Annotated in this window: 20 protein-coding genes; 10 read left to right on the top strand and 10 right to left on the bottom strand. The window is 71.1% G+C overall.

Going from position 1 to position 21,149, the window contains the following annotated elements; all coding sequences use genetic code 11:
* Positions 1-117 precede the first annotated feature (117 nt).
* The gene (locus D7W82_RS27470) at positions 118-684 is read left to right on the top strand and encodes an NUDIX hydrolase (RefSeq protein WP_120621178.1); all 567 of its coding nucleotides are present in this window, start codon (positions 118-120) and stop codon (positions 682-684) included.
* Positions 685-751: 67 nt separating this feature from the next.
* On the opposite strand, the gene D7W82_RS27475 is transcribed toward D7W82_RS27470, so the two are convergent.
* A complete protein-coding gene (locus D7W82_RS27475; protein WP_120621179.1) occupies positions 752-2,221 on the bottom strand; it encodes a HAMP domain-containing sensor histidine kinase in 1,470 nt (489 codons plus the stop codon).
* A 227-nt stretch (positions 2,222-2,448) separates the two neighbouring features.
* Here D7W82_RS27475 and D7W82_RS27480 point away from each other — a divergent pair, with 227 nt between their 5' ends.
* Both D7W82_RS27480 and D7W82_RS27485 read left to right on the top strand, forming a co-directional pair.
* Positions 2,449-4,167 (top strand): hypothetical protein, encoded by a 1,719-nt coding sequence (locus D7W82_RS27480; RefSeq protein ID WP_158617735.1) that lies wholly within the window; start codon positions 2,449-2,451, stop codon positions 4,165-4,167.
* A 9-nt stretch (positions 4,168-4,176) separates the two neighbouring features.
* Complete coding sequence (locus D7W82_RS27485; RefSeq protein WP_120621181.1) at positions 4,177-4,956, top strand: hypothetical protein; 780 nt, start codon at positions 4,177-4,179, stop codon at positions 4,954-4,956.
* Positions 4,957-4,967: 11 nt separating this feature from the next.
* Here the strand turns inward: D7W82_RS27485 and radA are convergent, their stop codons facing one another.
* On the bottom strand, positions 4,968-6,329 hold the full coding sequence (gene radA / locus D7W82_RS27490; RefSeq protein WP_120621182.1) for a DNA repair protein RadA: 1,362 nt from the start codon (positions 6,327-6,329) through the stop codon (positions 4,968-4,970).
* A gap of 186 nt (positions 6,330-6,515) precedes the next feature.
* On the opposite strand from radA, the gene D7W82_RS27495 reads away from it, so the two are divergent.
* From D7W82_RS27495 to D7W82_RS27520, 6 genes are all read left to right on the top strand, one after another.
* Complete coding sequence (locus D7W82_RS27495) at positions 6,516-6,785, top strand: GlsB/YeaQ/YmgE family stress response membrane protein (protein ID WP_120597359.1); 270 nt, start codon at positions 6,516-6,518, stop codon at positions 6,783-6,785.
* Between the two features lie 189 nt (positions 6,786-6,974).
* A complete protein-coding gene (gene bioB, locus D7W82_RS27500; protein ID WP_120621183.1) occupies positions 6,975-8,000 on the top strand; it encodes a biotin synthase BioB in 1,026 nt (341 codons plus the stop codon).
* The gene (gene bioF / locus D7W82_RS27505) at positions 7,997-9,178 is read left to right on the top strand and encodes an 8-amino-7-oxononanoate synthase (RefSeq protein ID WP_120621184.1); all 1,182 of its coding nucleotides are present in this window, start codon (positions 7,997-7,999) and stop codon (positions 9,176-9,178) included. The genes bioB and bioF overlap by 4 nt, the downstream gene beginning before the upstream one ends.
* Positions 9,168-9,863, top strand: a complete 696-nt coding sequence (gene bioD, locus D7W82_RS27510) for a dethiobiotin synthase (RefSeq protein ID WP_120621185.1) — start codon at positions 9,168-9,170, stop codon at positions 9,861-9,863. Before bioF ends, bioD begins: the two co-directional genes overlap by 11 nt.
* Before the next feature lie 114 nt (positions 9,864-9,977).
* Positions 9,978-10,256 (top strand): hypothetical protein, encoded by a 279-nt coding sequence (locus D7W82_RS27515; protein ID WP_014394019.1) that lies wholly within the window; start codon positions 9,978-9,980, stop codon positions 10,254-10,256.
* Positions 10,253-11,431: a pyridoxal phosphate-dependent aminotransferase gene (locus D7W82_RS27520; RefSeq protein WP_120621186.1), complete on the top strand. Its 1,179-nt coding sequence runs from the start codon at positions 10,253-10,255 to the stop codon at positions 11,429-11,431. The genes D7W82_RS27515 and D7W82_RS27520 overlap by 4 nt, the downstream gene beginning before the upstream one ends.
* On the opposite strand, the gene D7W82_RS27525 is transcribed toward D7W82_RS27520, so the two are convergent.
* The 3 genes from D7W82_RS27525 to D7W82_RS27535 all read right to left on the bottom strand — a co-directional run bounded on the left by D7W82_RS27525 (position 11,409) and on the right by D7W82_RS27535 (position 15,615).
* Positions 11,409-12,848, bottom strand: coding sequence for an ABC transporter substrate-binding protein (locus tag D7W82_RS27525; protein WP_120621187.1), 1,440 nt, complete (start codon positions 12,846-12,848; stop codon positions 11,409-11,411). The genes D7W82_RS27520 and D7W82_RS27525 overlap by 23 nt on opposite strands.
* Positions 12,848-13,684 (bottom strand): tetratricopeptide repeat protein, encoded by an 837-nt coding sequence (locus D7W82_RS27530; RefSeq protein WP_120621188.1) that lies wholly within the window; start codon positions 13,682-13,684, stop codon positions 12,848-12,850. The genes D7W82_RS27525 and D7W82_RS27530 overlap by 1 nt, the downstream gene beginning before the upstream one ends.
* Positions 13,685-13,821: 137 nt before the next feature.
* A complete protein-coding gene (locus tag D7W82_RS27535) occupies positions 13,822-15,615 on the bottom strand; it encodes a phosphoenolpyruvate carboxykinase (GTP) (RefSeq protein ID WP_120621189.1) in 1,794 nt (597 codons plus the stop codon).
* A gap of 266 nt (positions 15,616-15,881) precedes the next feature.
* Here D7W82_RS27535 and D7W82_RS27540 point away from each other — a divergent pair, with 266 nt between their 5' ends.
* Complete coding sequence (locus D7W82_RS27540; protein ID WP_120621190.1) at positions 15,882-17,687, top strand: SLC13 family permease; 1,806 nt, start codon at positions 15,882-15,884, stop codon at positions 17,685-17,687.
* Positions 17,688-17,696: 9 nt separating this feature from the next.
* Here the strand turns inward: D7W82_RS27540 and D7W82_RS27545 are convergent, their stop codons facing one another.
* The 5 genes from D7W82_RS27545 to D7W82_RS27565 all read right to left on the bottom strand — a co-directional run.
* Positions 17,697-18,323 (bottom strand): tRNA-(ms[2]io[6]A)-hydroxylase, encoded by a 627-nt coding sequence (locus D7W82_RS27545; protein ID WP_120621194.1) that lies wholly within the window; start codon positions 18,321-18,323, stop codon positions 17,697-17,699.
* 136 nt (positions 18,324-18,459) lie between these two features.
* Positions 18,460-19,128, bottom strand: coding sequence for a hypothetical protein (locus D7W82_RS27550; RefSeq protein ID WP_120621191.1), 669 nt, complete (start codon positions 19,126-19,128; stop codon positions 18,460-18,462).
* 86 nt (positions 19,129-19,214) lie between these two features.
* A complete protein-coding gene (locus D7W82_RS27555) occupies positions 19,215-19,664 on the bottom strand; it encodes a hypothetical protein (protein WP_120621192.1) in 450 nt (149 codons plus the stop codon).
* Positions 19,665-19,850: 186 nt separating this feature from the next.
* Complete coding sequence (locus D7W82_RS27560; RefSeq protein ID WP_120621193.1) at positions 19,851-20,690, bottom strand: GNAT family N-acetyltransferase; 840 nt, start codon at positions 20,688-20,690, stop codon at positions 19,851-19,853.
* 45 nt (positions 20,691-20,735) lie between these two features.
* Positions 20,736-21,149, bottom strand: a 414-nt coding sequence (locus tag D7W82_RS27565; RefSeq protein ID WP_147439567.1) for an AgmX/PglI C-terminal domain-containing protein, incomplete at its 5' end; no start/stop codon positions are given.

Raw genomic sequence — 21,149 nt, forward strand, 5'->3', positions numbered from 1 at the left:
GGGTGGGCGGCGGAATGCACACGCCAGGCCACCCTACACCGGACCTGCCGGGGTGCAGGTGGGGCCTTGCCGTGAAAGGGCTGGCGTCCCGGGCCGGGCGGGTGTCTATCCCGGCGCATGGCCCCCGTCTCCGCTGCCCTCATTGAACTGCTCGCGCGCCACGTCCCCACGGACGACAAGGAGCGCGAGGACCTTTCGCGCATGCGCCACCTCGCCACGTCGCTGAAGGAGCCCTTCTCCCGCTCGCAGGTGGAGGCGCACTTCACCGGCAGCGCGGTGGTGGTGGACGCGGCGGGCGGACGGGTGGCGATGCTGCACCACGCGAAGCTCAAGCGCTGGTTGCAGCCGGGCGGCCACGCGGAGGCCGGGGACGGAGGCGACATGGAGGCCACCGCGCTGCGCGAGGCCCGTGAGGAGACCGGCTGCCGCGTGCACCTGCACCCCACCGCGCCGCGCCCGCTGGACGTGGACGTGCACGTCATCCCCGCGCGCAAGGACGAGCCGGAGCACTGTCACCTGGACGTGCGCTACCTCGTGGTGGCGGAGGACCCCGAGTCGCTCGCGCATGATCCCGCGGAGTCGTTCGGCATCCAGTGGTTGGGTTGGGACGAAGCGCTGACGCGCGCGGATGAAGCGCCGCTGCGGCGCATGCTGAGCAAGGCGCGCGAGGTGGTGCGCGGGTAGCGCGGCTCAGGCTTCCGGCGGGAGCGACGGGAGGCAGCCTGAGGACGGCCAATATGGGGTCTGGGGCTCAGGCCCGCCTTGATGCCGACCCGAGGGGCAGGGTCAGCGTGAAGACGGTGTCTCCCGGCGTGGAGCGCAGGGACAATTCGCCCCCGTGCGCGCGGGCGATCTTCCTGGCCAGGGGCAGGCCCAGGCCGGTGCCCTGCTCGCGGGTGGTGAAGAACGGCTCGAAGATGCGCTCGCGTTCGGCCTCGGGCACGCCAGGCCCCGGGTCCTGGACGTCGATGGCGTAGCCCCCGTCGCGCGGCTCACCGCGAACCCGCACGCGCCCCCCGCCGGGCGCGGCCTGCACGGCGTTCTTCACCAGGTTCACGAGTGCGGCCGTGAGCAGGCTGCCGTCCGCCTCCAGGTGCGCGGGCGCGGCGGCCACGTCCAGCGTCACGCCCTTTCCCTGGGCCTCCACCGAGAGCAGCTCGCAGGCGTTGGACACGAGGTCGGGCGCGTCCACCGGCGCGCGCGCCAGGGGTTGCTCGCGCGCGAAGGCGAGGAAGTCCTCGACGATGCGCTGGAGGTAGGCGACCTCGCGCTGGATGCGGTCCACGTGGCTGTTCGCGTCCGCGTGGGCGCCCGCGCGCAGGTCCTCCTGCAAGAGGCCGGAGAAGAGCGCGATGCCGCCCAGCGGGTTGCGCACCTCGTGGGCCACGCCCGCGAGCATGAGCTTGAGCTGCCGGTCGCGGCTCTCCAGCGCGCCGCGCATGACCTCCAATTCGCGCGCGAGCACGCCGATTTCGCGGGTGGGCTCCGGCGGCACGGGCGTGGCCAGGTCCCCCCGGCCGATTCGCAGCGCGGAGTCCATCAGCCGCCGCAGCGGGCGGGCCAGGCCTTGGGCGGTGAAGACGGCGATGACGGCGAGCGCGGCGAGCGCCACGGCGCTGGCCATGACGAAGGTGCGCCACAGCCGCCGCAGCGGTCCGAAGAAGGCGGCGCTTCCCTCCACGCCGATGGCGCCCACCACCTGGCCGTCCTGGACCACGGGGGCGTAGCCCGTCTTGTAGAGCAGCCCGTCGGAGCCGGTGAAGAGCACCTGGCTGGCGGCGCGCTTGCCGGCGAGGACTCGCGTCAATTCCAGCCGGTCGCGCGCGAGGTCCGGCAGCTCGGAGCCCACGGGCAGGTTGCCGCCCGCGTCCGCGCGCATGCGTCCCCGCGCGTCCACGGCGTAGACCCGGCGCACGCCGCTCGCGGTGCGCACGCCGTCCAAGAGGCGCACGAGGGCGCGCCACGTGCGGGTGCCGGACACGTCGTCGCCGGGCTCGATGGTGAGCATGCGCTCGCCGCTGACCTGGCTGGCGGTGGCGGCGGCGAGCGCGGACAGGCTCGCGCCCAGCTCGTCCTCCAGGCTCGCGCGGGCCAGCGCGTACACGGAAGCGCCCGCGAGTGACAGGAAGAGCAGGGTGGGCAGGAGGAACGCCAGCAAGAGCCGCGCGGACAGCGAGCCCAGCGCGTCCCGCGGGCGGGAGGAATGAGGGCGATGCGTCATCCGGGCGGTGCTCCTGACACCCCCGCATCAAACGGCATGCCCCCGTCCGTGGCCAGTCCTCGTTCCGCGTTGCCGGAAAGCCGCGAGGAATCCCCCGGAGGAGGGATGGCGTGGGCCGCTGGGGATGTCTTGGATGGGACCCGCGTGGGGGCCCGCGCGTCAGGAAGTGGCTCACGAAACACGTCAGACACGACTGGTAGATGTGAGTGATTGAGGGGGGGCGCGTCATGCTGACAGGATGGTTGGGACGACTCGGCGCGGGGCTGGTGGGGGTCCTGTCGCTCTCGGCCTGCGGGACGCCGGGCTCCCGGACCCTGCCGGTGGGGATGCACGGCTACGGGCGCTATCACAGTGCATCCCCGGCTTCGTTCACGCGTGACCCCGCCTGGGGCGGCGCGGGCCCGAGCGGCACCGTTGGAGGAGAGGAATTGGGCCGCTACCTCGCGTTCATCCGCGAGAAGCGAGCCGCCTTGAAGCAGCCCGCCGTGATGGAGACGGAGCGTCAGGTGGGCCATGCCGCGCTCAATGACCTGATGCTCTGGGCGTCCGCGCGGACGGAGGAGGAACTCGCGAAGGACGAGCCGCTGGAGGTGTACCTGCGGCTGAAGGCGAAGCACGCCCAGGCCCTGCTGGAGGATGGCAAGCGGTCCGCGCGGGCGGAGGCGAAGCTGGAGGAGTTCCACCGCTGGGCGGATGCGCGCCGTCAGGTCCTGGCGGACGCGCACTTCCGCCGGCTCGGGAGCGACGGACTGCTCACCGAGAGCGCGCTCTACGAGGAGACGCAGCTGGCGCTGGTGGAGGCGGTGCTGGACTGGGCGTCCACGCACACGGAGGACCCGGACTTCCCGCGCAAGAGCCCCAGTGAGGTGGCGCTCTACCTGCTGGCGCGCGACAGCTTGCTGGCGTCCGCGGTGGAGGCGGGCCGCTCCGCGCCGCCGGTCTGGGAGCCGGCGCGTGAGCCCCCGGGCATTCCGCCGGAGGAGCTGGTGCTGGAGATCGCCCTGGGGCTGCTGCCCGTCACCGGCGAGGTGGCGGACGTGGGCGGCGTGGTGCTGGGGCAGAGCCTCCTGGGATACCCGCTGACGGACGGCGAGCGGCTGCTGTGCGCGGTGAGCGTGGCGCTGCCGGTGGTGTCGGGGCGCCTGCTGTCGGAAGGCGCGCAGGGGGCGGAGCGCGTCGCGCTGCTCACGGGCCGGAGCCTGCGCGAGGTGCAGGTGTTGCAGCGGGTGGTGCAGCACCTGTCGCCGCGGGAGGCCCAGGAGTTGCGCCAGGTGCTGCGCGCGGCGGGGCGCGGTGAGTCCGTGTCCCCGGAGGACGTGGAGAAGCTGCGGGCCCTGGCGAAGCGGCTGGAGGCGCCGCTCGCGGAGGCGGGGCGCGTGCTGTCCCGGGGCAAGCGCGTGGCGCTGGTGGGCTCACGGGCGACGGCGGAGGGAGCGCGGCTGGTGTCGGGCAGCGCGGAGCACCTGGCGCAGGCGTGGGTGGACTACCAGTTCCGTCACCCGGAGAAGTACCGGAGCTTCAAGTACGCCGTGGAGCCGGAGTGGGAGCGGCTCTACCAGACGGTCATCCAGAACAAGGGCGCGGGCAGTGCGTTCGAACAGTCCGTGCTCCAGAGCCGGAAGCTGCCGAAGAACACGGACCTCCTGTTGCCGCCGCCGGGCAGCAAGGCCCAGGGCTTCGTCCCGGATGCCGTGACGGGACACAAAGGCGACCTGGTCTGGGGCAGCCCCTACGACTTCGTGGAGGTGAAGGGCCGCAAGGAACTGGCGTTCACCGGAAACCTCAAGGCCATGATTGAGTACGTCCAGAAGTACGGTGGCTCCCTCGAACTCTGGATCCGTTCCGCCAAACATCCCGAAGGGGCGACGCGGTTGACCGGGCCACTTCAGGCGGAACTTGAAGGCCTCAGGCTGTCGGGCCAGTCCAACATCCAGCCCTTCCCTTGAAAGCTGCTCATGGCGCTGCGCTATCTGAAAACCCGCTGGTCACTTCTCCCTGGGGTTCCATCAACGAGCACCATCCGCGAACTCCTCCGCCGGTTCTTCACGGAGGGCCGCTGGTTCCAACCTGTGCGCTACGGGAGCGTCGGAGTGGATGAGCAGTGTGAGCCCGGTTCTTTCGACCTGGATGCGCTCGCGGCCTACTACGACGAATCCAAACGCTTCTTTATCGGGGCGAAGACAGATCGGGACTTCATCCATTTCTCCCCCGAACGCCACGGGAAGTACCCCTTCATCGGTTCATTCAGCTGGTACACATCGATTGTGGAAGCCCGAAAGGCCCGGTGGCGCGAGGCCCATCTGCGTCAGGTCGTCGAAATCATGCACCTACTGGGGGCGCCCCTCGCCCAGGCAGGCCTCGATGACGATTTCCAGCGCAAGCGCGACCGGATCGAGCCCAACGAAGATGGCTTCGGCTCCAAGCTTGTCTTCAATCTGCGCGACTACAGCGAAGGCCTGGAAGGTCTCTACTGGCGCAACGTCTTCGGCGCCCCCTTCGTGGACCTCTTCGGCCCGCGCCTGGACGCCATCCCCGCGTCCCAGCGCCAGTCACTCGACGGGGGGCTCGTCCTCGTCCAGCCCTATGAGCTGCCCACCCAGGCCATGACCCCGGAAGGCGACGCCGCAGAAGGCCAGCTCATCGCCACCCTGGGCCGCGACGCCTTCTTCGACCTGCCCACCCTCACCAAGCCCACGCGCGTGCCGGACGTGTCCTGGATGCTGCACAAGCACTGACACCCCAGACGTCAGTCGAACATCGCCGCCAGCGCTTCGCTCAGGGTCTCCACGCCCACCACCTGGAGCTTCGTCTTCTCCACGCGCCGCGCGCTGCCGGCCGGCAGCACCACCCGCTGGAAGCCCATCTTCGCGGCCTCCGCGAGCCTCGGCTCCACCTGGCCCACCGCGCGCACCTCGCCCGCGAGCCCCACCTCTCCCAGCACCAGCGTCTTCGCGTCCAACGGCCGGTTCTGCAGGCTGCTCACCAGCGCCGCGCACACCGCCAGGTCGCACGCCGGTTCGCTCAACTGCATGCCGCCCGCCACGTTGACGAACAGGTCGCAGCCCACCAGCGGAATCTCCTCCTTCTTCTCCAGCACCGCCGCCAGCAGCGCCACGCGGTTGCCGTCCACGCCAATCGCCGTGCGCCGCGCCGTGCCGTAGCCCGTGGGCGCCACCAGCGCCTGCACCTCCACCAAGAGCGGCCGGGTGCCGTTGAGCGTGCTGGTCACCACGCTGCCGGACTTGCCCTGCGGACGCTCGGAGAGGAACAGCGCGGACGGGTCCGCCACCTCCACCAGCCCCGCGCCCTTCATCTCGAAGACGCCAATCTCGTTGGTGCTGCCGAAGCGGTTCTTGTGCGCGCGCAACAGCCGGAACGGGTGGCCGCGCTCGCCCTCGAAGTAGAGGACCGTGTCCACCATGTGCTCCAGCACCCGGGGGCCCGCGATGGAGCCCTCCTTCGTCACGTGGCCCACCAGGAACGTGGGCACCCCGCTGCGCTTGGCGAACGCCATCAGCCGGCCCGCCACCTCGCGCACCTGGGTGATGCTGCCCGGCGCGTTGCCCAGCTCCGGCAGGTACATGGTCTGGATGGAGTCCACCACCAGCGCCTGCGGCTTCAGCGCCTCCGCCGCCTGGAGCACCCGGTCCGCGTCCGTCTCCGCGAACAGGTGGATGGCCTCACTCGCCACCCGCAGGCGCTCCGCGCGCATCTTCGTCTGCCGCAGGCTCTCTTCACCCGACACGTAGAGCACCGGCCCGTGCCGCGACAGCTTGTCCAGCGCCGCCAGCAGCAGCGTGGACTTGCCGATGCCCGGGTCGCCGCCCAGCAGCACCAGCGAGCCGCCCACCACGCCGCCGCCCAGGACGCGGTCGAACTCCGTGATGCCCGTGCGCCGGCGGACCTCCGTCTCCGCCGTCACGTCCTGCAGCTTCACCGGCTTGGAGGCGCCCCCGGACGCGCCCCACGCCGGGCGCTTGTCGTCCACCTTCGCTTCGGTCTCCTCCAGGAGCGAGCTCCAGGCCCCGCAGTCCGGACACTTCCCGAGCCACTTCGCCGTCTGGTAGCCGCAGGCCTGACAGGTGTAGTGCGTCTTCGCCTTCGCCATGGGTTGGAGTGTCTACCCCAGACCCCTGACGTTTCGTCGCCCCATGCACATTCGCGCGCCATGCCAGGGGAGCAGGCAAGCATCATGTCGTGGATCAGGTAGCGAGTTGCCCCACAGGGGGGGACAACCCAGTTTCTGGACCACGGGCGACGCGAAACAGCGCGCCCCCCACACAGGGAGAGTGCCATGGGGATTATCGCGTTTCTGGTGATTGGTCTGGTTGCGGGTCTGATCGCGCGCGCCATCATGCCGGGCAACCAGTCGATGGGGCTCATCGCCACCACGCTGCTGGGCATCGCCGGTTCGTTCGTGGGCGGCTTCGTCGGTTCGCTGTTCTCCAGTGACGGTCGCGTGTTCGACCTCCACCCCACGGGCCTGCTGTTCTCCGTCCTGGGTGCGCTGGTGGTGCTGTTCCTCGTGGGGCTCGCCGGCCGCGGCCGTCGCGTCCACGTCTAGTCAGGCAGGGCTCCTCGACCGATGAGGCGGGAGACAGCCAGGGACGTCCGTGTCACGCACGGACGTCCCTTCTGTCTTGCGGGCTTCTCAGAGGGGAAGGGGGACTCGTCAGCCACCTCCGCCAAGAGCGTTGACAATGGCCTCCGGGCCACGCACCGTCGGCCTCCTGACGCCTCCCCAGGAGCCCGCATGTCCGACACCGCCGAGTCCTTCCACGGCCACGCCCACCACGCCGCCCCTGCCCCGGAAGGGGTGACGGTGCGGCACGACTGGTCGCTCGCGGAGGTGAAGGCGCTGTACCAGTTGCCGCTGCTGGACCTGGTGCACAAGGCGCAGACGGTGCACCGGCAGGTGTTCGTGGAGAACAAGGTGCAGCTCTGTTCGCTGCTCTCCATCAAGACGGGCGGGTGTCCGGAGGACTGCGCGTACTGCCCGCAGGCGGCGCGCTACAAGACGGGCGTGAAGGCGGAGAAGTTGATGGCGGTGCCGGACGTGCTGGCCGCCGCGTCGCAGGCCCGTCAGGCCGGGGCCACCCGCTTCTGCATGGGCGCCGCGTGGCGCGAGGTGAAGGACGGTCCGCAATTCGACAGCGTGCTGGAGATGGTGAAGGGCGTGCGGGCCCTGGGCATGGAGGCGTGCGCCACGCTGGGCATGCTGTCCGACAGCCAGGCGAAGCGCCTGCGCGAGGCGGGCCTGTCCGCGTACAACCACAACCTGGACACGTCCCCGGAGCACTACGGCGACATCATCTCCACCCGCACCTATGACGACCGGCTGAAGACGCTCGACCGGGTGCGCGACGCGGGCATCTCCGTGTGCTGCGGCGGCATCATCGGCATGGGCGAGTCCGTGGACGACCGCTGCAACCTGCTGCGCACGCTGGCCAACCAGGAGGTGCACCCGGAGTCGGTGCCCATCAACGCGCTTGTTCCGGTGGAGGGCACGCCGCTGGCGGAGCAGCACCGCGTGGAGACGGTGGACATGGTGCGCACCATCGCCACCGCGCGCCTGCTCATGCCCCAGGCCATGGTGCGCCTGTCCGCGGGCCGCATGCAGATGAATGAAGAAGCGCAGCTCTTGTGCATGATGGCGGGCGCCAACTCGCTCTTCTTCGGGGAGAAGCTGCTCACCACCGGCAACCCCGAGTACACCCAGGACATGGCGCTCCTGGAGAAGGCGGGCATCCGCCCCCTGGAGCCCCGGCAGGACCGGTGAAGTCCACCGCTCCGGTCGCGGACCGCTGGGCGCGCGAGGACCTGGAGGCCCTGTCCGCGAAGGGCCTCCGCCGCGCGCTGGAGCCGCTCGACTCTCCCCAGGGCGCGGAGGTGCGCGTGGGGGACGCGCGGCTGATCAACTTCTCCTCCAATGACTACCTGGGGCTCGCGGCGTCCCCCGCCGTGCGCGCCGCCGTCGCGTCCGCGCTGGAGCGCTACGGCGTGGGCACGGGCGCCAGCCGCCTGGTGGTGGGGGACATGGTGCCGCACCAGCGGCTGGAGGCGCGACTCGCCCGCTTCGAGCGCGCGGAGGCCGTGCGCCTCTTCAACTCCGGCTACGCGGCCAACACCGGCATCCTGCCCGCGCTGGTGGGCCCCGGCGACGCGGTGTTCTCCGACGCCCTCAACCACGCCTCGCTGGTGGACGGCTGCCGGCTGTCGCGCGCGCGCGTCGTCGTCTACCCGCACGCGGACGTGGCCGCGCTCACCCGCGCGCTGGAACAGACGCCCGCGCGGCGCAAGCTGGTCGTCACGGACAGCGTGTTCTCCATGGACGGGGACGTGGCCCCGCTGCGGGAGCTTCTTGCCGCGTGCGAGGCCCATGGCGCCGCGCTGATGGTGGACGAGGCACACGCCACCGGCGTCCTGGGCTCGCGCGGCGCGGGCCTGTGCGAGGCGCTGGGCGTGGAGGACCGCGTGGACCTGCGCATGGGCACGCTGAGCAAGGCGCTGGGCGGGCTGGGCGCGTACGTGGCCACCTCGCGCGCGGTGGCGGACCTGCTGGTCAGCCGCGCCCGGCCGTTCGTCTACTCCACCGCGCTGCCCGCCGCCCTGTGCGCTGGCGCCGGGTGCGCGGTGGACCTGGTGGAGCACGACCCCGCGCCCCGCGAGCGGCTGTGGGGACACATCCACCGTTTCACCGAGGGTCTGCGCGCGCTGGGACTGCCCGCCGAACCCCGGAGCGCCATCTTCCCGGTCATCCTGGGGGAGCCCTCGCGCGCCTTGGAGGCGGCGAAGCGCCTGCGCGAGGCGGGCCTCTTGGTGAAGGCCATCCGCCCGCCCACCGTGCCGGAGGGCACCAGCCGGCTTCGCTTCTGTCTCTCCGCGGCCCATACGACGGGCCACATCGACCTGGCGCTGGAGGCCCTGCGCCGGGTGGGAGTCTCCCGTGGTCCCTGATGCACTCCAGTTCTTCGTCACCGGCACGGACACCGGCGTGGGCAAGACGCAGGTGTCGTGCGCGCTGCTGTCGCTCCTGAAGGACGCGGGCCATGCGCCCCAGGGCTTCAAGCCCTACGAGAGCGGCTGCGCGTCCCTCAAGGCCCCGTCGGACGCGCTCGCCATGCGCGAGGCCGCGGGCAGCACGCTGCCGGTGGACGTCCTCTGCCCGCACCGCTTCAAGGCGCCGCTGGCCCCGGGCATCGCGGCGTCGCGGCTGGGCACGGAGCCGGACTTCCGCGTGACGCTCGCGGCGTGGAAGCAGCTGAAGGGCGGGAGCGTGGTGGTGGAGGGGGCAGGGGGGCTGTTCGTCCCGGTGGATTCGAAGCGCGACGTGGTGGACCTCATCCAGGCCTTCCGCCTGCCCGTGGTGCTGGTGGCGCGCGCGGGGCTGGGCACGCTCAACCACGTGGCGCTGTCGCTGGAGGCGCTGGCGGCGCGCAAGGTGTCCGTGCGCGCGGTGGTGCTGTCGCGCGGAGTGCCCGGACGTGACCTGGCGGAGCGGGACAACCGGCGCTACCTGGAGGCCCGCCACGGGGTGGAGGTGCTGGGGCCCGTGCCGTATGTGGAGGATCCAAAAAAGCGCCAGTTCGCGTTCCGGCGCGCGCTGGCGCCGCTGGTGTCCGAACGCGCGCGGGCCCGATAAATCGGCCTCCGCCGCGTTCGGCGAAAAGGCGCGTGCTACAGGTCGCGCAAGTTTTCGCGTGGTGGTGGCCGTGATCTGGACGTCCCGTTTTTTCCGCGCGAGAAAGCCGGACGAATGGCGGACATCATCGACATCACGCTCCTCGCGGACGTCCGGCGCTTCTTCAAGAAGCTCATTGAACAGCGCGGGCTGTCCTACTTCCTCCAGAAAGACGGTCCGCGCCTGTTCCAGATTGAGCCGACGAAGGTCGAGCTGGTTCTGCGCACCGCGATCCGCACCCGGAACCCGGAACTGCCCGCGCCGCACGAGAAGGCCGTCGAGCACTGCCGCCTGGAGCTGCGCCGCGAGCTGATCCGCCGCGTGGCCAGCGCCATGCTCCAGACGGGGCTGTGAGCCGCTTCTCGCTCCGCACCGCCTTCCCGCGCACCCCCAACCCGCTCTCCCAGGCCGTCGCCGAGCGCCACGCGCGCGGGCTGCCCCTGCTGGACCTGGCGGAGACCAACCCCACGCGCGTGGGGCTGCCCCCACCGGACGTGGACCTCGGGGCCCTCCCCGAGCCCTTCCGCTACACGCCAGAGCCCTTCGGCCTGCCCACCGCGCGCGAGGCCGTGGCCGCGCACCTGCGCCAACGGGGCGCGTCCGTGGAGGCCGCGCACGTCGTCCTCTCCGCCAGCACCAGCGAGGCCTACGGCTGGCTCCTCAAGCTCCTGTGCGACCCGGGGGACCACGTTCTGCTCCCCGCGCCGGGCTACCCGCTGGTGGACGTCCTGGCGCGCCTGGAGGGCGTGCAGGCGCGCTCCTACCGCCTGCCCGCCGTGCACGGCTTCGGCCTGGACGCGGCCCGGGTGGAGGACTGCGTGGACGCCCGCACGCGCGCGGTGGTGGTGGTGAACCCCGGCAACCCCACCGGCCACTTCCTGCACGAAGGCGAGCTCCACGCGCTCGCGGACGTGTGCGCGCGCCACGGCCTGGCGCTCATCTGCGACGAGGTGTTCTCCGACTTCGCGTGGGATGAAGAAGCGGGGCGGGTGACGTCCGTGGCGGGGCGTCCGCTGCCGTGCCTGACGTTCTCGCTCTCCGGCCTGTCCAAGGTGGTGGGCATGCCCGGCCTCAAGCTGGCGTGGCTGCACGTGGGCGGCCCCGCGCACGCGCGCGACGAGGCCCTGGCCCGGCTGGAGGACGTGGCGGACGCGGCGCTGTCGGTGGCCACTCCCGTTCAGCTCGCGCTGCCGGCGCTCCTGGCGCAGGCGCCGCGCTTCCAGCAGGCGCTGCTGGAGCGGGTGAAGGGCAACCGGGAGCGGTTGCTTCGAGCGCGCCCGGCGGACGCCGCGTGGGACGTGGTGCGCTCGCACGGCGGCTGGAGCGCGGTGCTGCGCATCCCCCATCACCCCGGAGAGGAGGCCACCTGCCTGCGGCTCCTGGAGGAGGGGGTGCGCGTGCAGCCGGGCTACTTCCACGACTTCGGCGGCGGTGCGTACCTCGTGCTGTCGCTGCTGCCGACGCCCGAGGTCTTCACCGCCGCCCTGGTGCCGCTCTTGCGCGTGCTCAGTCCGTCGGCGGGTCGATGAGCTGCACCGTCTTGAAGGTGGTGCCCGTCACCTTGAACAGCTCGTAGGGGGAGGGCGCCTCGCCCGTCTCGTTGTTGAAGTTCAGCTCGCCGCTGGCGCCCTTCACGTCGATGACGGCGCCGCCGCGCAGGGCCTCGCGCGCCGCGGTGAACTGCGTGGAGCCCAGGGGGTAGCTGGTCGCCGTCTGGCCGGAAGCGGGCGTCAGCTTCGTGAGCCCCTCCGCGATGCGCGGGCCGGTCACCGGCTGCGGGTTGTTGGTGTCAGCGCCCACCGCGTACGCCGAGCCCAGCGCCACCAGGTACATGGCGTCGTACGCGTGCGCGGTGAAGGAGTACTGCCCGGGGTCCGTGCTGTAGGCCGTGATGAAGCGGTCCGCGAAGAGCTTGTAGGTGGAGTCGTTGGGGCGCGCGGACGCGGGGGCGGTGCCGTACGTGCCCGACAGCTCCGTCTCGACCTCCTTGCGGGAGGTCAGCAGCGTGCGGTCCTTGCTGGCGTCGGTGAGGAACCAGCGGTTGCCGTAGGCCGTGCCCACCTTCGCGTCGATGGCCTCCAGCAGCAGGCGCGAGTTGTCCTCGGGGAAGCCCGCCAGCACCGTCATGTCCGGCTTGAAGGACACCAGCCGGCTCACCGCGCCGCTCACGGCCTCGTTGCGGCTGTACTGCGCGCCCGCGACGTTGTCCTTGTTGGGGATGCGGTTCTGGATGGCGTCGAAGAGGCCCGTTCCGTACGAGTCACTGACGTACGCCACGCCCACCTTGGCCGGAGGGGTGAACGTCACGCCCGGGTCGTTGATGGGCGTGACGCCCTGGAGCACGTTCGCGATGACGCGGCCCTGGAGCACGTCCGAGGGCGTGGTGCGCCAGACCAGGCCCACGCTGCCGCCGTTCTTGTCCGACAGCGTGGTGAACGCGGAGCTTGTGGCCGTGTGGCTCATCAAGAGCACGTTCTTGGGCGTGGTGACCTCATGGATGGCGAGCGTCTGCGCGCTGCCCGCGCTGAAGAGCGCCACCGCGCCCTTGTCGTTCACCATCCAGCCCGCCTGCTTCACCGCCCGGTTCGTGTCCGCGCCGGTGTCGCAGACGTACATGACGAACTGGCGGCCACCCACGCCCTGCGCCTGGTTCACTTCATCCAGCGCCAGCTTCAGGCCGTTGAAGCGCTGCTGTTCAATCTCCGCGTTGCCGCTCGCGTTGGTCAGCGGCAGCGCCGCGCCCAGCACGATGGGGTTCGCCGCGGACGTGGCGCCCACCACCTGGTCGCAGCCCGCGGGCTGCGGCAGGCAGAACCCGGAGGTGCAGACGCTGTTGGCGCCGCAGTCGCTGCTCGTCGTGCACTCGGACAGGCCGCCCGCCGTGGTGAAGCTGCACCCGGACGACAGCAGCGCCATTCCCAACGTCATCATTCCCAGCGCGCGCATCAGAAACGCCCCTCCATGCCGACCCCGGCGCCACGCGGCGCGAGCGTCACGCGGACCTCGCCCTGCGCGGGAGGGCCCTCTTTGGGATACAGGATGATGGCGGTGATGGCCCCCGCGAGCCCCACGCCGAAACCGATGTCCGCGAGCAGCGCCTTGCTCTTGGTGCTGTCCGACAGCCGCTGCTTGTCCGCGAGCGTGCTGGCGGTGTCGAACTGGTCGCGCTGGTCGCGCGCCTGCAGCCCGAAGAGCACGCCCGCGCCCACGCCCAGCACCGCCACGCCGCCCGTGGCGAACGCCGCGATGCGCTGGTTGCGGTAGGACTTGATGGCCCGGTTCAGCTCCGCCTGCTTCTGGCGCTCGCTCTCCTCCTCCGCGCGCCGGGCCGCGGCCTGCTCGGCCTCCGCCTGCTGCCGCGCGGCATCCGCCTCCGCCTCCAGGCGCTTCCTGTCCGCGTCCGCCACCGCCTGCGCCTGGTCCTCGCGGTCCAGTTGCACGCGCAGCCGGTCGATGGCGCGGTTGCTGTTCTTCAAGAGGGCGGGGTCGGTGTCCTCGCTGGAGGACGTGACGTACTGCCGGTAGAAGGTCATCGCCTCGCGGGGCTCGCCCGCGTACTCCAGCGCCACGGCGATGTTGTAGACGAGCCGCGGGTGCGGCTGCGCCTCGTTGGCCTGCTTCAGCGCCTCCGCCGCCTCGCGGTACTTGCCGGCGTCATAGAGGCGTTTGCCCTCCTTCAACAGCGCCTGCACGTTGACCTTGGAGCCACCCCGCTGCGCCAGGGCGGACCCCGGGGCCAGCGCCAGCGCCAGCGCCAGCGACAACACGAAAACCAGTCTCATGGGGCGGGGAGCCTAGCGCCGAACATTCCGGCCGTCGAAGCACTGGCCCCCTGAAAAAGCGCCGGGGCCGCCCCCACCCCTGTAGCAACAGGGAGGAAGCAGCCCCGGACGGGCCTTCAAGAGGCGTCAGACGGCGATCAGCCGTCCAGGCGCGCGATGAGCAGCTTGCGCTGGAGCATCAGGGCCTCGGGGGCCTTGGTGCCCAGCTGCTCGAAGAAGACCTCCTGGCTCTTGAGCTCGGACTTCCACTCGTCCTCCTTGATGGAGGTGGCCTCCTGGATGGCCTCCGCGGGCAGGTCCAGGCCGTTGAGGTTGAGGCCCTGGTCCTGGCGCGGCACCCAGCCCAGCAGCGTCTCCTGCGTGGGGACGCGGCCCTGCACGCGGTTCACGATCCACTCGAGGACGCGCATGTTGTCGCCGAAGCCCGGCCAGATGAACTTGCCGTTCTTGTCCTGGCGGAACCAGTTGACCTGGAAGATCTTCGGCAGCTGCGGGATGGACTTCTGCATGTCCAGCCAGTGCTGGAGGTAGTCACCCATGTGGTAGCCGCAGAAGGGCAGCATGGCCATGGGGTCGCGGCGCACGACGCCCACCTTGCCGGTGGCCGCCGCCGTCGTCTCGGAGCCCATGGTGGCGCCCAGGAACACGCCGTGGGTCCAGTTGAAGGCCTGGAGCACCAGGGGGACGGTGTTGGAGCGGCGGCCGCCGAAGATGATGGCGCTGATGGGAACGCCCATGGGGTCGTTCGCCTTGGCGGACAGCACCGGGTTGTTGCTCATGGGCGCGGTGAAGCGGCTGTTCGGGTGCGCCGCCTTCTCCGTGCTGCCCTTCTTCCAGGGCTTGCCCTGCCAGTCGATGAGCTCCTCGGGGACCTCGCCGTCCTTGCCCTCCCACCAGACGTCGCCGTCCGGCGTGAGCGCCACGTTCGTGAAGAGCGTGTCCTTGGAGATGGTCTCCATGGCGTTGGGGTTGGTCTTGTAGTTGGTGCCCGGCACCACGCCGAAGTAGCCGGCCTCCGGGTTGATGGCGTACAGGCGGCCATCCGGACCCGGGCGCATCCAGGCGATGTCGTCGCCGACGGTTTCAATCTTCCAGCCCGCGTACTCCTTGGGCGGAATCATCATGGCGAAGTTCGTCTTGCCGCACGCGGACGGGAAGGCTGCGGCGATGTAGGTCGTCTCGCCCTTGGGGCTGGTGACGCCCAGGATGAGCATGTGCTCGGCGAGCCAGCCCTCCTCGCGGCCCAGGTAGCTGCCGATGCGCAGCGCGAGGCATTTCTTCCCGAGCAGCACGTTGCCGCCATAGCCGGAGCCGAAGCTCCAGATGGTGTTGTCCTGCGGGAAGTGACAGATGTAGCGGCGGTCCGGGTTCACGTCACCCGTGGAGTGCAGGCCGCGGTTGAAGTCGTCGCTGTCGCCCAGCATGTCCAGCGCGGCCTTCCCCATGCGGGTCATGATCCGCATGTTGAGCACCACGTAGTCGCTGTCCGTCAGCTCCACGCCAATCTTCGTGGAGGCGCCGCCCAGCGGGCCCATGGCGTAGGGCACCACGTACATGGTGCGGCCCTTCATGCAGCCTTCGAACAGCTGGGAGAGCTTCGTGTAGGCGGCCTCCGGCTCCATCCAGTTGTTGGTGGGGCCCGCGTCCGTCTTGTTCGGCGTGCAGATGAACGTGAGGTGCTCGACGCGCGCCACGTCGTTGGGGTTGGAGCGGTGCAGGTAGCAGCCCGGCCGCGTCTTGGGGTTGAGCGGGATGAGCGTGCCGTCCTTCACCGCCTGCTCGGTGAGGCGCTGCTTCTCCGCCTCGGAGCCGTCGCACCAGACGATGCGGTCCGGCTGGGTCATCGCGGCCATCTTGGCCACCCAGGCCAGAAGGGTCGGGTTCTTCGTGGGCGCCTGCTCGGTGGCGGCGGCCGCTTGCGTCGAAGCCATGGAGGTCTCCTCGGGGTGTCTCATTGCGTGGGGTCTTCCCGCATCCCGCGTCGTGCGAGGGGGGGAAACCCTACAGCGGAAGGAACACCAAACCTTCTGGACCAGGGGCCTAAAATCAACCGACGTCCGGCAGTCAACCGGACTTTCGACCGCTCTGGCCTAATTCCACTTATCAGCGCCCGGTCGCCCATCAGTAAACGGCGCGGTGCGGCACACGCTGGCGGCGCGGCGCGCCGTGCCCAGGTTGAGGGGGCGCATCCACACCTATGTCCATCGCCCTCGTCCTGGCCGTCATCGTTGTCGCGTTGGTTCTGTTTTCCATTGATTCCATCCCCATCGAGTTCACCTCGCTGGTGGTGGTGTGCCTGCTGGCGCTGTCCGGGGTGCTGACGCCCGCGCAAGCGTTCGAGGGCTTCAGCAACGACACCGTCATCTTCATCTTCACGCTGCTGGCGATGACGCAGGGGCTGGCCGCGACGGGCGTGGTGCAGATGGTGGGGCAGCGGATGGCGTTCTTCGCGCGCTTCGGCCACCAGGCGTTCGTGCTGGCGATGATGGGCGTGGTGGCGGTGTTCTCGGCGTTCATCTCCAACACGGTGACGACGGCGGCCTTCCTGCCGGTGGCCATTGGCGCCGCGCAGCGGGCGAAGGTGCCGCGCAGCAAGGTGCTGCTGCCCTTGGCGTACGCGTCCATGCTGGGCGGCACGGTGCTGCTCTTCGGCACGTCCACGAACCTGGTGGTGTCCGCGGCGCTGAAGCGGCAGGGGCTTGCGCCCATTGGCGTGGCGGAGCTGGCGCCGGTGGGGCTGCCGGTGGTGCTCATGGGCATCGCGGTGGTGGTGCTGCTGGGACGGTGGCTGCTGCCCGCGCGCGAGGGCAAGCCGGGCACGGAGGGCTTCACGCTGCGCGACTACCTCACGGAGGCGGTGGTGCCCGGGGACTCGCGCTATGTAGGCCAGCCGCTGTCGGACATCAGCGAGGGCCTGGGCCTGCGCGTGATTGGCGTGGTTCGCGACGGCGAGACACTCAACGCGAAGCCGTCCTACGTGCTGACGGGCCAGGAGCGGCTGTTGGTGGAGGGCAGGCGCGAGGACATCCTGCGGGTGAAGGATCTGCAGGGGCTCGCGCTGCGGCCGGACGTGCGGCTGTCGGACGCGGAGCTGGAGGGGCCGGAGTCGATGCTCGCGGAGGTGGGCGTGCCGCCCGGCAGTGCGCTGGTGGGGCGCAGCCTGAGGGAGACGCTGTTCGTGGAGCGCTTCGGGCTGGTGGCGCTGGGGCTGCACCGCCGGCCCGGCATCCAGCGGCTCACGAAGCTGCAGCTGCTGGGGCGCGCCCGGGAGGAGCACTCGCTGTCCACGCTGCCCCTGTCCGTGGGGGACGTGCTGCTCTTGCGCGGCCCGCGGCAGAAGGTGGCGGAGCTGGCCCCGGGCCACACCCTGATGGTGCTGGAGGGCCACGAGTACGAGCCGCCGCGCTACGCGAAGGCGCTGCTCGCGGTGCTCATCTTCCTGGGCGCGCTGGCGGCGGGCTCGTTGGGCTGGGTGCCGCTGTCGCTGGCGGGGCTCGCCGGCATGCTGCTGATGATCGCCACCGGGTGCGTGGACGCGCGCACCGCGTTCCGCGTGGACTGGCGGGTGGTGCTGCTCATCGGCTCCATGATGGCGCTGGGGCTGGCCATGGAGGTGAGCGGCGCGGGGGAGTTCATCGGCGACCACGTGGCCCGGCTGGGCGCGTACGGCGGGCCCCGCGCGGTGCTGGCGCTGCTGATGGTGCTGACCATCGTGCTGTCGGCGCCCATGAGCAACCAGGCCGCGGCGCTGGTGGTGCTGCCGGTGGCGCTCAACGCGGCGACGCAGCTGGGCGTGGACGTGCGCCCCTTCGCCATGGGCATCACGCTGGCGGCCAGCTGTTCCTTCATCACCCCGCTGGAGCCCAGCTGCGTGCTCGTCTACGGGCCCGGGCACTACCGGTTCACCGACTTCTTCCGGCTGGGCACGCCGCTGACCGCGGTGCTGGTGGTGTTCCTCGTCTTCGCCGTCCCCGTGGTGTGGCCCTTCCACGTGGGGGCGTGAGCCGCTCCTTCAGTGGATGGCGGCGCGCAGCCCCACGTCCGCGAGGACCCGCGACTCCTGCGCGAGCAGGTGCTGCAGGCGCGCGTCCACGGCGGCCTCGTCCCCGTTGGACGCGGTGACGGCCAGGCGGTGGAAGAGGGACTGGTGGCCGTCCTCGGACTGGGCCAGCTCGCCGTAGAAGCGGGCGAGCGCCGGGTCGGTGAGCCCCTCCGCGAGCAGGGACAGCCGCTCGCACGAGCGCGCTTCGATGATGGCGGCGACGAGCAGGCGGTCCACGCGCCGCTCCGGGGCGGGCGTGCGCACGTGCTTCTGCAAGCCCTGCGCGTACGGGTCTCCGGCGTCCTTGGTGAGCGTGAGGCCGCGCGCGGCCATCAGGTCCAGCACGCGCGCCAGGTGGGCGCTCTCCTCGCGGGCCAGGCGCGCCATCTGCGACGGCAGGCCCGGCAGGTCCGGGTAGGCCTGGAGCATGGACAGCGCGTTGGCGGCGGCCTTCTTCTCGCAGTGGGCGTGGTCCACCAGCACCGCGTCGAAGTTCGCGAGCGCCAGCGGCAGCCAGCCGGGGTCGGTGGGCGCGTGGAGGATGACGGGGCCCGCTCCGGAGAGGGGACGGCGGGAGGGCGTGGGGCGGCTGCTCATTTCGAAGGCGGACTGTAGGGCATCCGCCGGGCGCCGCGCGCGGGTGTCGTGCGGCGCTCTCAAGCCCGCTTCCTCCCGGAACATGCCGGCCCGGACACGGTGAGGGGCCGCCCACCGTGTCCGGCGCCGGGCCGCGCTACAGCGGCGGGTTCGTGCCCTCTTTCGACGCGAGCAGGGTGACCACGTAGTCGTCGCCCTCCTGCGCCTCGTTGGCGATGAAGACGGAGCCCGGCCACGTGCGCAGCCCGTTCATCAGGAGGGCCCCGTGGTCCGCCTGGGCCCGGTGCACCAGCTCCACGCGGCAGAGCGTGGCGCGGCACTCCAGCGACTTCACGCGGGAGGTGGCAGGCAGGTGCGCGCGGAACGCGTCGTCGAGCGTCCGGGACGCTCTCGCGCTCCAGTCTCCGTCCACCGGCTCCGCGGCGAACGCGTTGAACACGCGGGTGCGCGACTGCTCGAACGAGGCCGGTGGCGGGCGGATGGGCGGAGGCGGGGGCACGTCTTCGCCGGAGTCCTCCGCCGCGGCGGCTTCACCGGAAGGGGCCGCTTCCGCGGGGCCGGGCCGTGCGTGGGGCGCCGCGGACGGGCGCGCGGCGTTGGCGGCCCACAGGCGCATCGCGGTCTCCGCGGCGGCGCGGCGGTCCGCGAGGTTCGCGTCGGTGCTCGCGTTGGCGCGGCGCACCTGGGCCCGCAGCTCCTCCATCGCCTCGTCGGAGGCGCGCTGGTGGCTGGCGAGCGTGAGCCCCACGCCCGCGATGGCGGCGGTGTTGACGATGGCGAGGACGGTCTGGAGCCTGGAGGACATCGGGGCGCTCGCGGGGCTTCGGGGTGAGGAGAAAAGGACCGCGCGAAGGGGAGGAATGTGAAGCCTTCGCGCGGCCCCGCGCTTCATCAGTCGATGGTGAAGCCGCCGAGGATGCCGCCCGACTGCAGGCCGCAGCGGAAGACGATGGCGAAGTCCTCCCACACGTAGCGGTCACCCGTGTTGATGGTCTGCCACGCCATGGGGCCCGCCACCGTGTACGTGGCCGTGCCCAGGTGCGCGCCGTTGCCCACGCCGTTGACCGTGGTCGTCTCGCACCAGCTGTTGTTGCCGTAGATCTGCACCGTCGTCGGGTGGTAGCCGGTCGTCCACATGGGCACGGAGGCGATGGCCAGACGCGTCGTCGTACAGTTGTTGACCAGCCCGGAGTAGCTGTGGACGTTGAAGCACGCCGCGTCGGACGCATACGCGGCCTTGAACGCGATGCCCGGGTAGTACTGCCACGCGGCCGCGGTCCCCGCGCTCAACGCCACCACACCGAACGCGCACACCTTCGCCAACGTCTGGAAACGCTTCATCGAACTGCTCCCGTGGGATGCGGCGGTGATTGGGGCCGCCGGGCACGCGAACGCGCGCCGCGCTCCCAGGGAGCAAGCGCCATGCCCTGGTCGGGGCTGGCGTGTTTTCAATTGTTTACATGTCTTTTTGGCAGTCCCAGTTGTCCCGGGAGCAACAGGCGTGTGTTGCCTGCGTTGCTCCGGGGACTACTCCACCAGCACGAGCCGCTGGGTGCGGCCGGCGTGGTAGCCCACCTTGCGCGCGATGCGGGCGGTGCTCTCGTCGCGCTCGTCGACGCGCATGGCGAGCCGGGGCAGCGAGGACAAGAGGTGCCGGGAAATCTGCCCCAGGCACAGCGTGGCGTGGCCCTGGCGGCGGCGGGACGGGGGCGTGTACATGCCCTCCAGCTCCGCGCCGAACTGCGAGCGGCAGCCGATGTCCACCTTGAACACGAGCTCGCCGGCCTCCTCCAGCACGTAGGTGCGGCGCTGGCGCACGCGCTGGAGGACGCGGGCCTCGTAGTGGGCGGGGTCCTCGGACAGCGGGTCCCGCTCGAAAATCTCCCGCACGTAGCCCTGGGCCAGGGGCACCAGGCGGGGCACGTCCTCTTCGCGGGCCAGGCGCAGGGTGGGGTTGGTGAAGGGGCCCAGGTCGTCCGCGGAGACGCTGAACAGCTTCTGGGTGCGGGACAGGCGCGGCTTGCCTTCACAGAGGCTGCGCACCAGCGCGTCCACGGAGGCCTTGTCTCCCACGGTGGAGCGCAGCTTGAGGTTGGCGGCGAGCGCGTCCGCGATGACTCCGGTGGCGCTGGCGTCGCTGGCGCTGGGCACCACCAGCCCGCCCTCGCCGCCCACGAAGACGGCCGCGGTGAGGACGCCGCTGTCGAAGCGGCCGTGGAAGGAGAAGGCCGCCTGGCGCTCCGGCGCCGCGATGCCGAACTCCTCCAGCAACCCCAGCAGGTAGAGATTGTGGATGGGATCCTTCGCCAGGAGCGCGCGCAGGGCGTCCGTGTGGGAAGGCGCGAGCTGTTCGACGGTGACGGGCATGCGCGGAGGGCCGAAGGGGGCCTGAACCTTACGCGCAACCCGACCTCACGGGCCAGCGTCCCCGGGCACGGTGAACCGGAAGGGATGGAGCACGGTCGCGGACCCTCCCAGGTGGGGGGCCGGGAAGCGCGCGTCCAGGAGCGAATCCAGCACGCACGCCTGCACCATGGGGTCCGGGATGGAGCTGGAGACGAGCTCGCCCCGGGTCATCTTCCCCTCGGAGCCCTCGCCCTCCACGGTGAAGCGCAGCTTTACTTCGTGTGTGCCCCGGTTGCGTTGTGCGGCGTCCTGGAAACATTGCTGCACGAGCGGAGTCACGGCCTGGATGGCCAGGCGCAGGTCCTCCGCGTCGATGCGGCCGGAGGAGGCCTCCACCACCGGCTCCACCACCTCCACGCGGCGCGGGTCGGAGGCATCGAAGTCGTCGCGAGGCGGCGGGGCTCGGGGGAGCTCGCGCAC

Origin of the sequence: Corallococcus sp. CA049B (assembly GCF_003611685.1) — a bacterium.
Taxonomy (GTDB): Bacteria; Myxococcota; Myxococcia; order Myxococcales; family Myxococcaceae; genus Corallococcus; species Corallococcus coralloides.

What these genes read in the sequence shown, in the direction of transcription:
- D7W82_RS27530 (WP_120621188.1), bottom strand. Translation starts at nt 13,684, where the DNA reads ATGAGACTGGTTTTCGTGTTGTCGCTGGCGCTGGCGCTGGCGCTGGCC.
- D7W82_RS27535 (WP_120621189.1), bottom strand. Translation starts at nt 15,615, where the DNA reads ATGGCTTCGACGCAAGCGGCCGCCGCCACCGAGCAGGCGCCCACGAAG.
- D7W82_RS27545 (WP_120621194.1), bottom strand. Translation starts at nt 18,323, where the DNA reads ATGAGCAGCCGCCCCACGCCCTCCCGCCGTCCCCTCTCCGGAGCGGGC.
- D7W82_RS27480 (WP_158617735.1), top strand. Translation starts at nt 2,449, where the DNA reads ATGCTGACAGGATGGTTGGGACGACTCGGCGCGGGGCTGGTGGGGGTC.
- D7W82_RS27485 (WP_120621181.1), top strand. Translation starts at nt 4,177, where the DNA reads ATGGCGCTGCGCTATCTGAAAACCCGCTGGTCACTTCTCCCTGGGGTT.
- D7W82_RS27560 (WP_120621193.1), bottom strand. Translation starts at nt 20,690, where the DNA reads ATGCCCGTCACCGTCGAACAGCTCGCGCCTTCCCACACGGACGCCCTG.
- D7W82_RS27550 (WP_120621191.1), bottom strand. Translation starts at nt 19,128, where the DNA reads ATGTCCTCCAGGCTCCAGACCGTCCTCGCCATCGTCAACACCGCCGCC.
- D7W82_RS27540 (WP_120621190.1), top strand. Translation starts at nt 15,882, where the DNA reads ATGTCCATCGCCCTCGTCCTGGCCGTCATCGTTGTCGCGTTGGTTCTG.
- D7W82_RS27470 (WP_120621178.1), top strand. Translation starts at nt 118, where the DNA reads ATGGCCCCCGTCTCCGCTGCCCTCATTGAACTGCTCGCGCGCCACGTC.
- D7W82_RS27515 (WP_014394019.1), top strand. Translation starts at nt 9,978, where the DNA reads ATGGCGGACATCATCGACATCACGCTCCTCGCGGACGTCCGGCGCTTC.
- D7W82_RS27555 (WP_120621192.1), bottom strand. Translation starts at nt 19,664, where the DNA reads ATGAAGCGTTTCCAGACGTTGGCGAAGGTGTGCGCGTTCGGTGTGGTG.
- D7W82_RS27475 (WP_120621179.1), bottom strand. Translation starts at nt 2,221, where the DNA reads ATGACGCATCGCCCTCATTCCTCCCGCCCGCGGGACGCGCTGGGCTCG.
- radA (WP_120621182.1), bottom strand. Translation starts at nt 6,329, where the DNA reads ATGGCGAAGGCGAAGACGCACTACACCTGTCAGGCCTGCGGCTACCAG.
- D7W82_RS27495 (WP_120597359.1), top strand. Translation starts at nt 6,516, where the DNA reads ATGGGGATTATCGCGTTTCTGGTGATTGGTCTGGTTGCGGGTCTGATC.
- bioB (WP_120621183.1), top strand. Translation starts at nt 6,975, where the DNA reads ATGTCCGACACCGCCGAGTCCTTCCACGGCCACGCCCACCACGCCGCC.
- D7W82_RS27525 (WP_120621187.1), bottom strand. Translation starts at nt 12,848, where the DNA reads ATGCGCGCGCTGGGAATGATGACGTTGGGAATGGCGCTGCTGTCGTCC.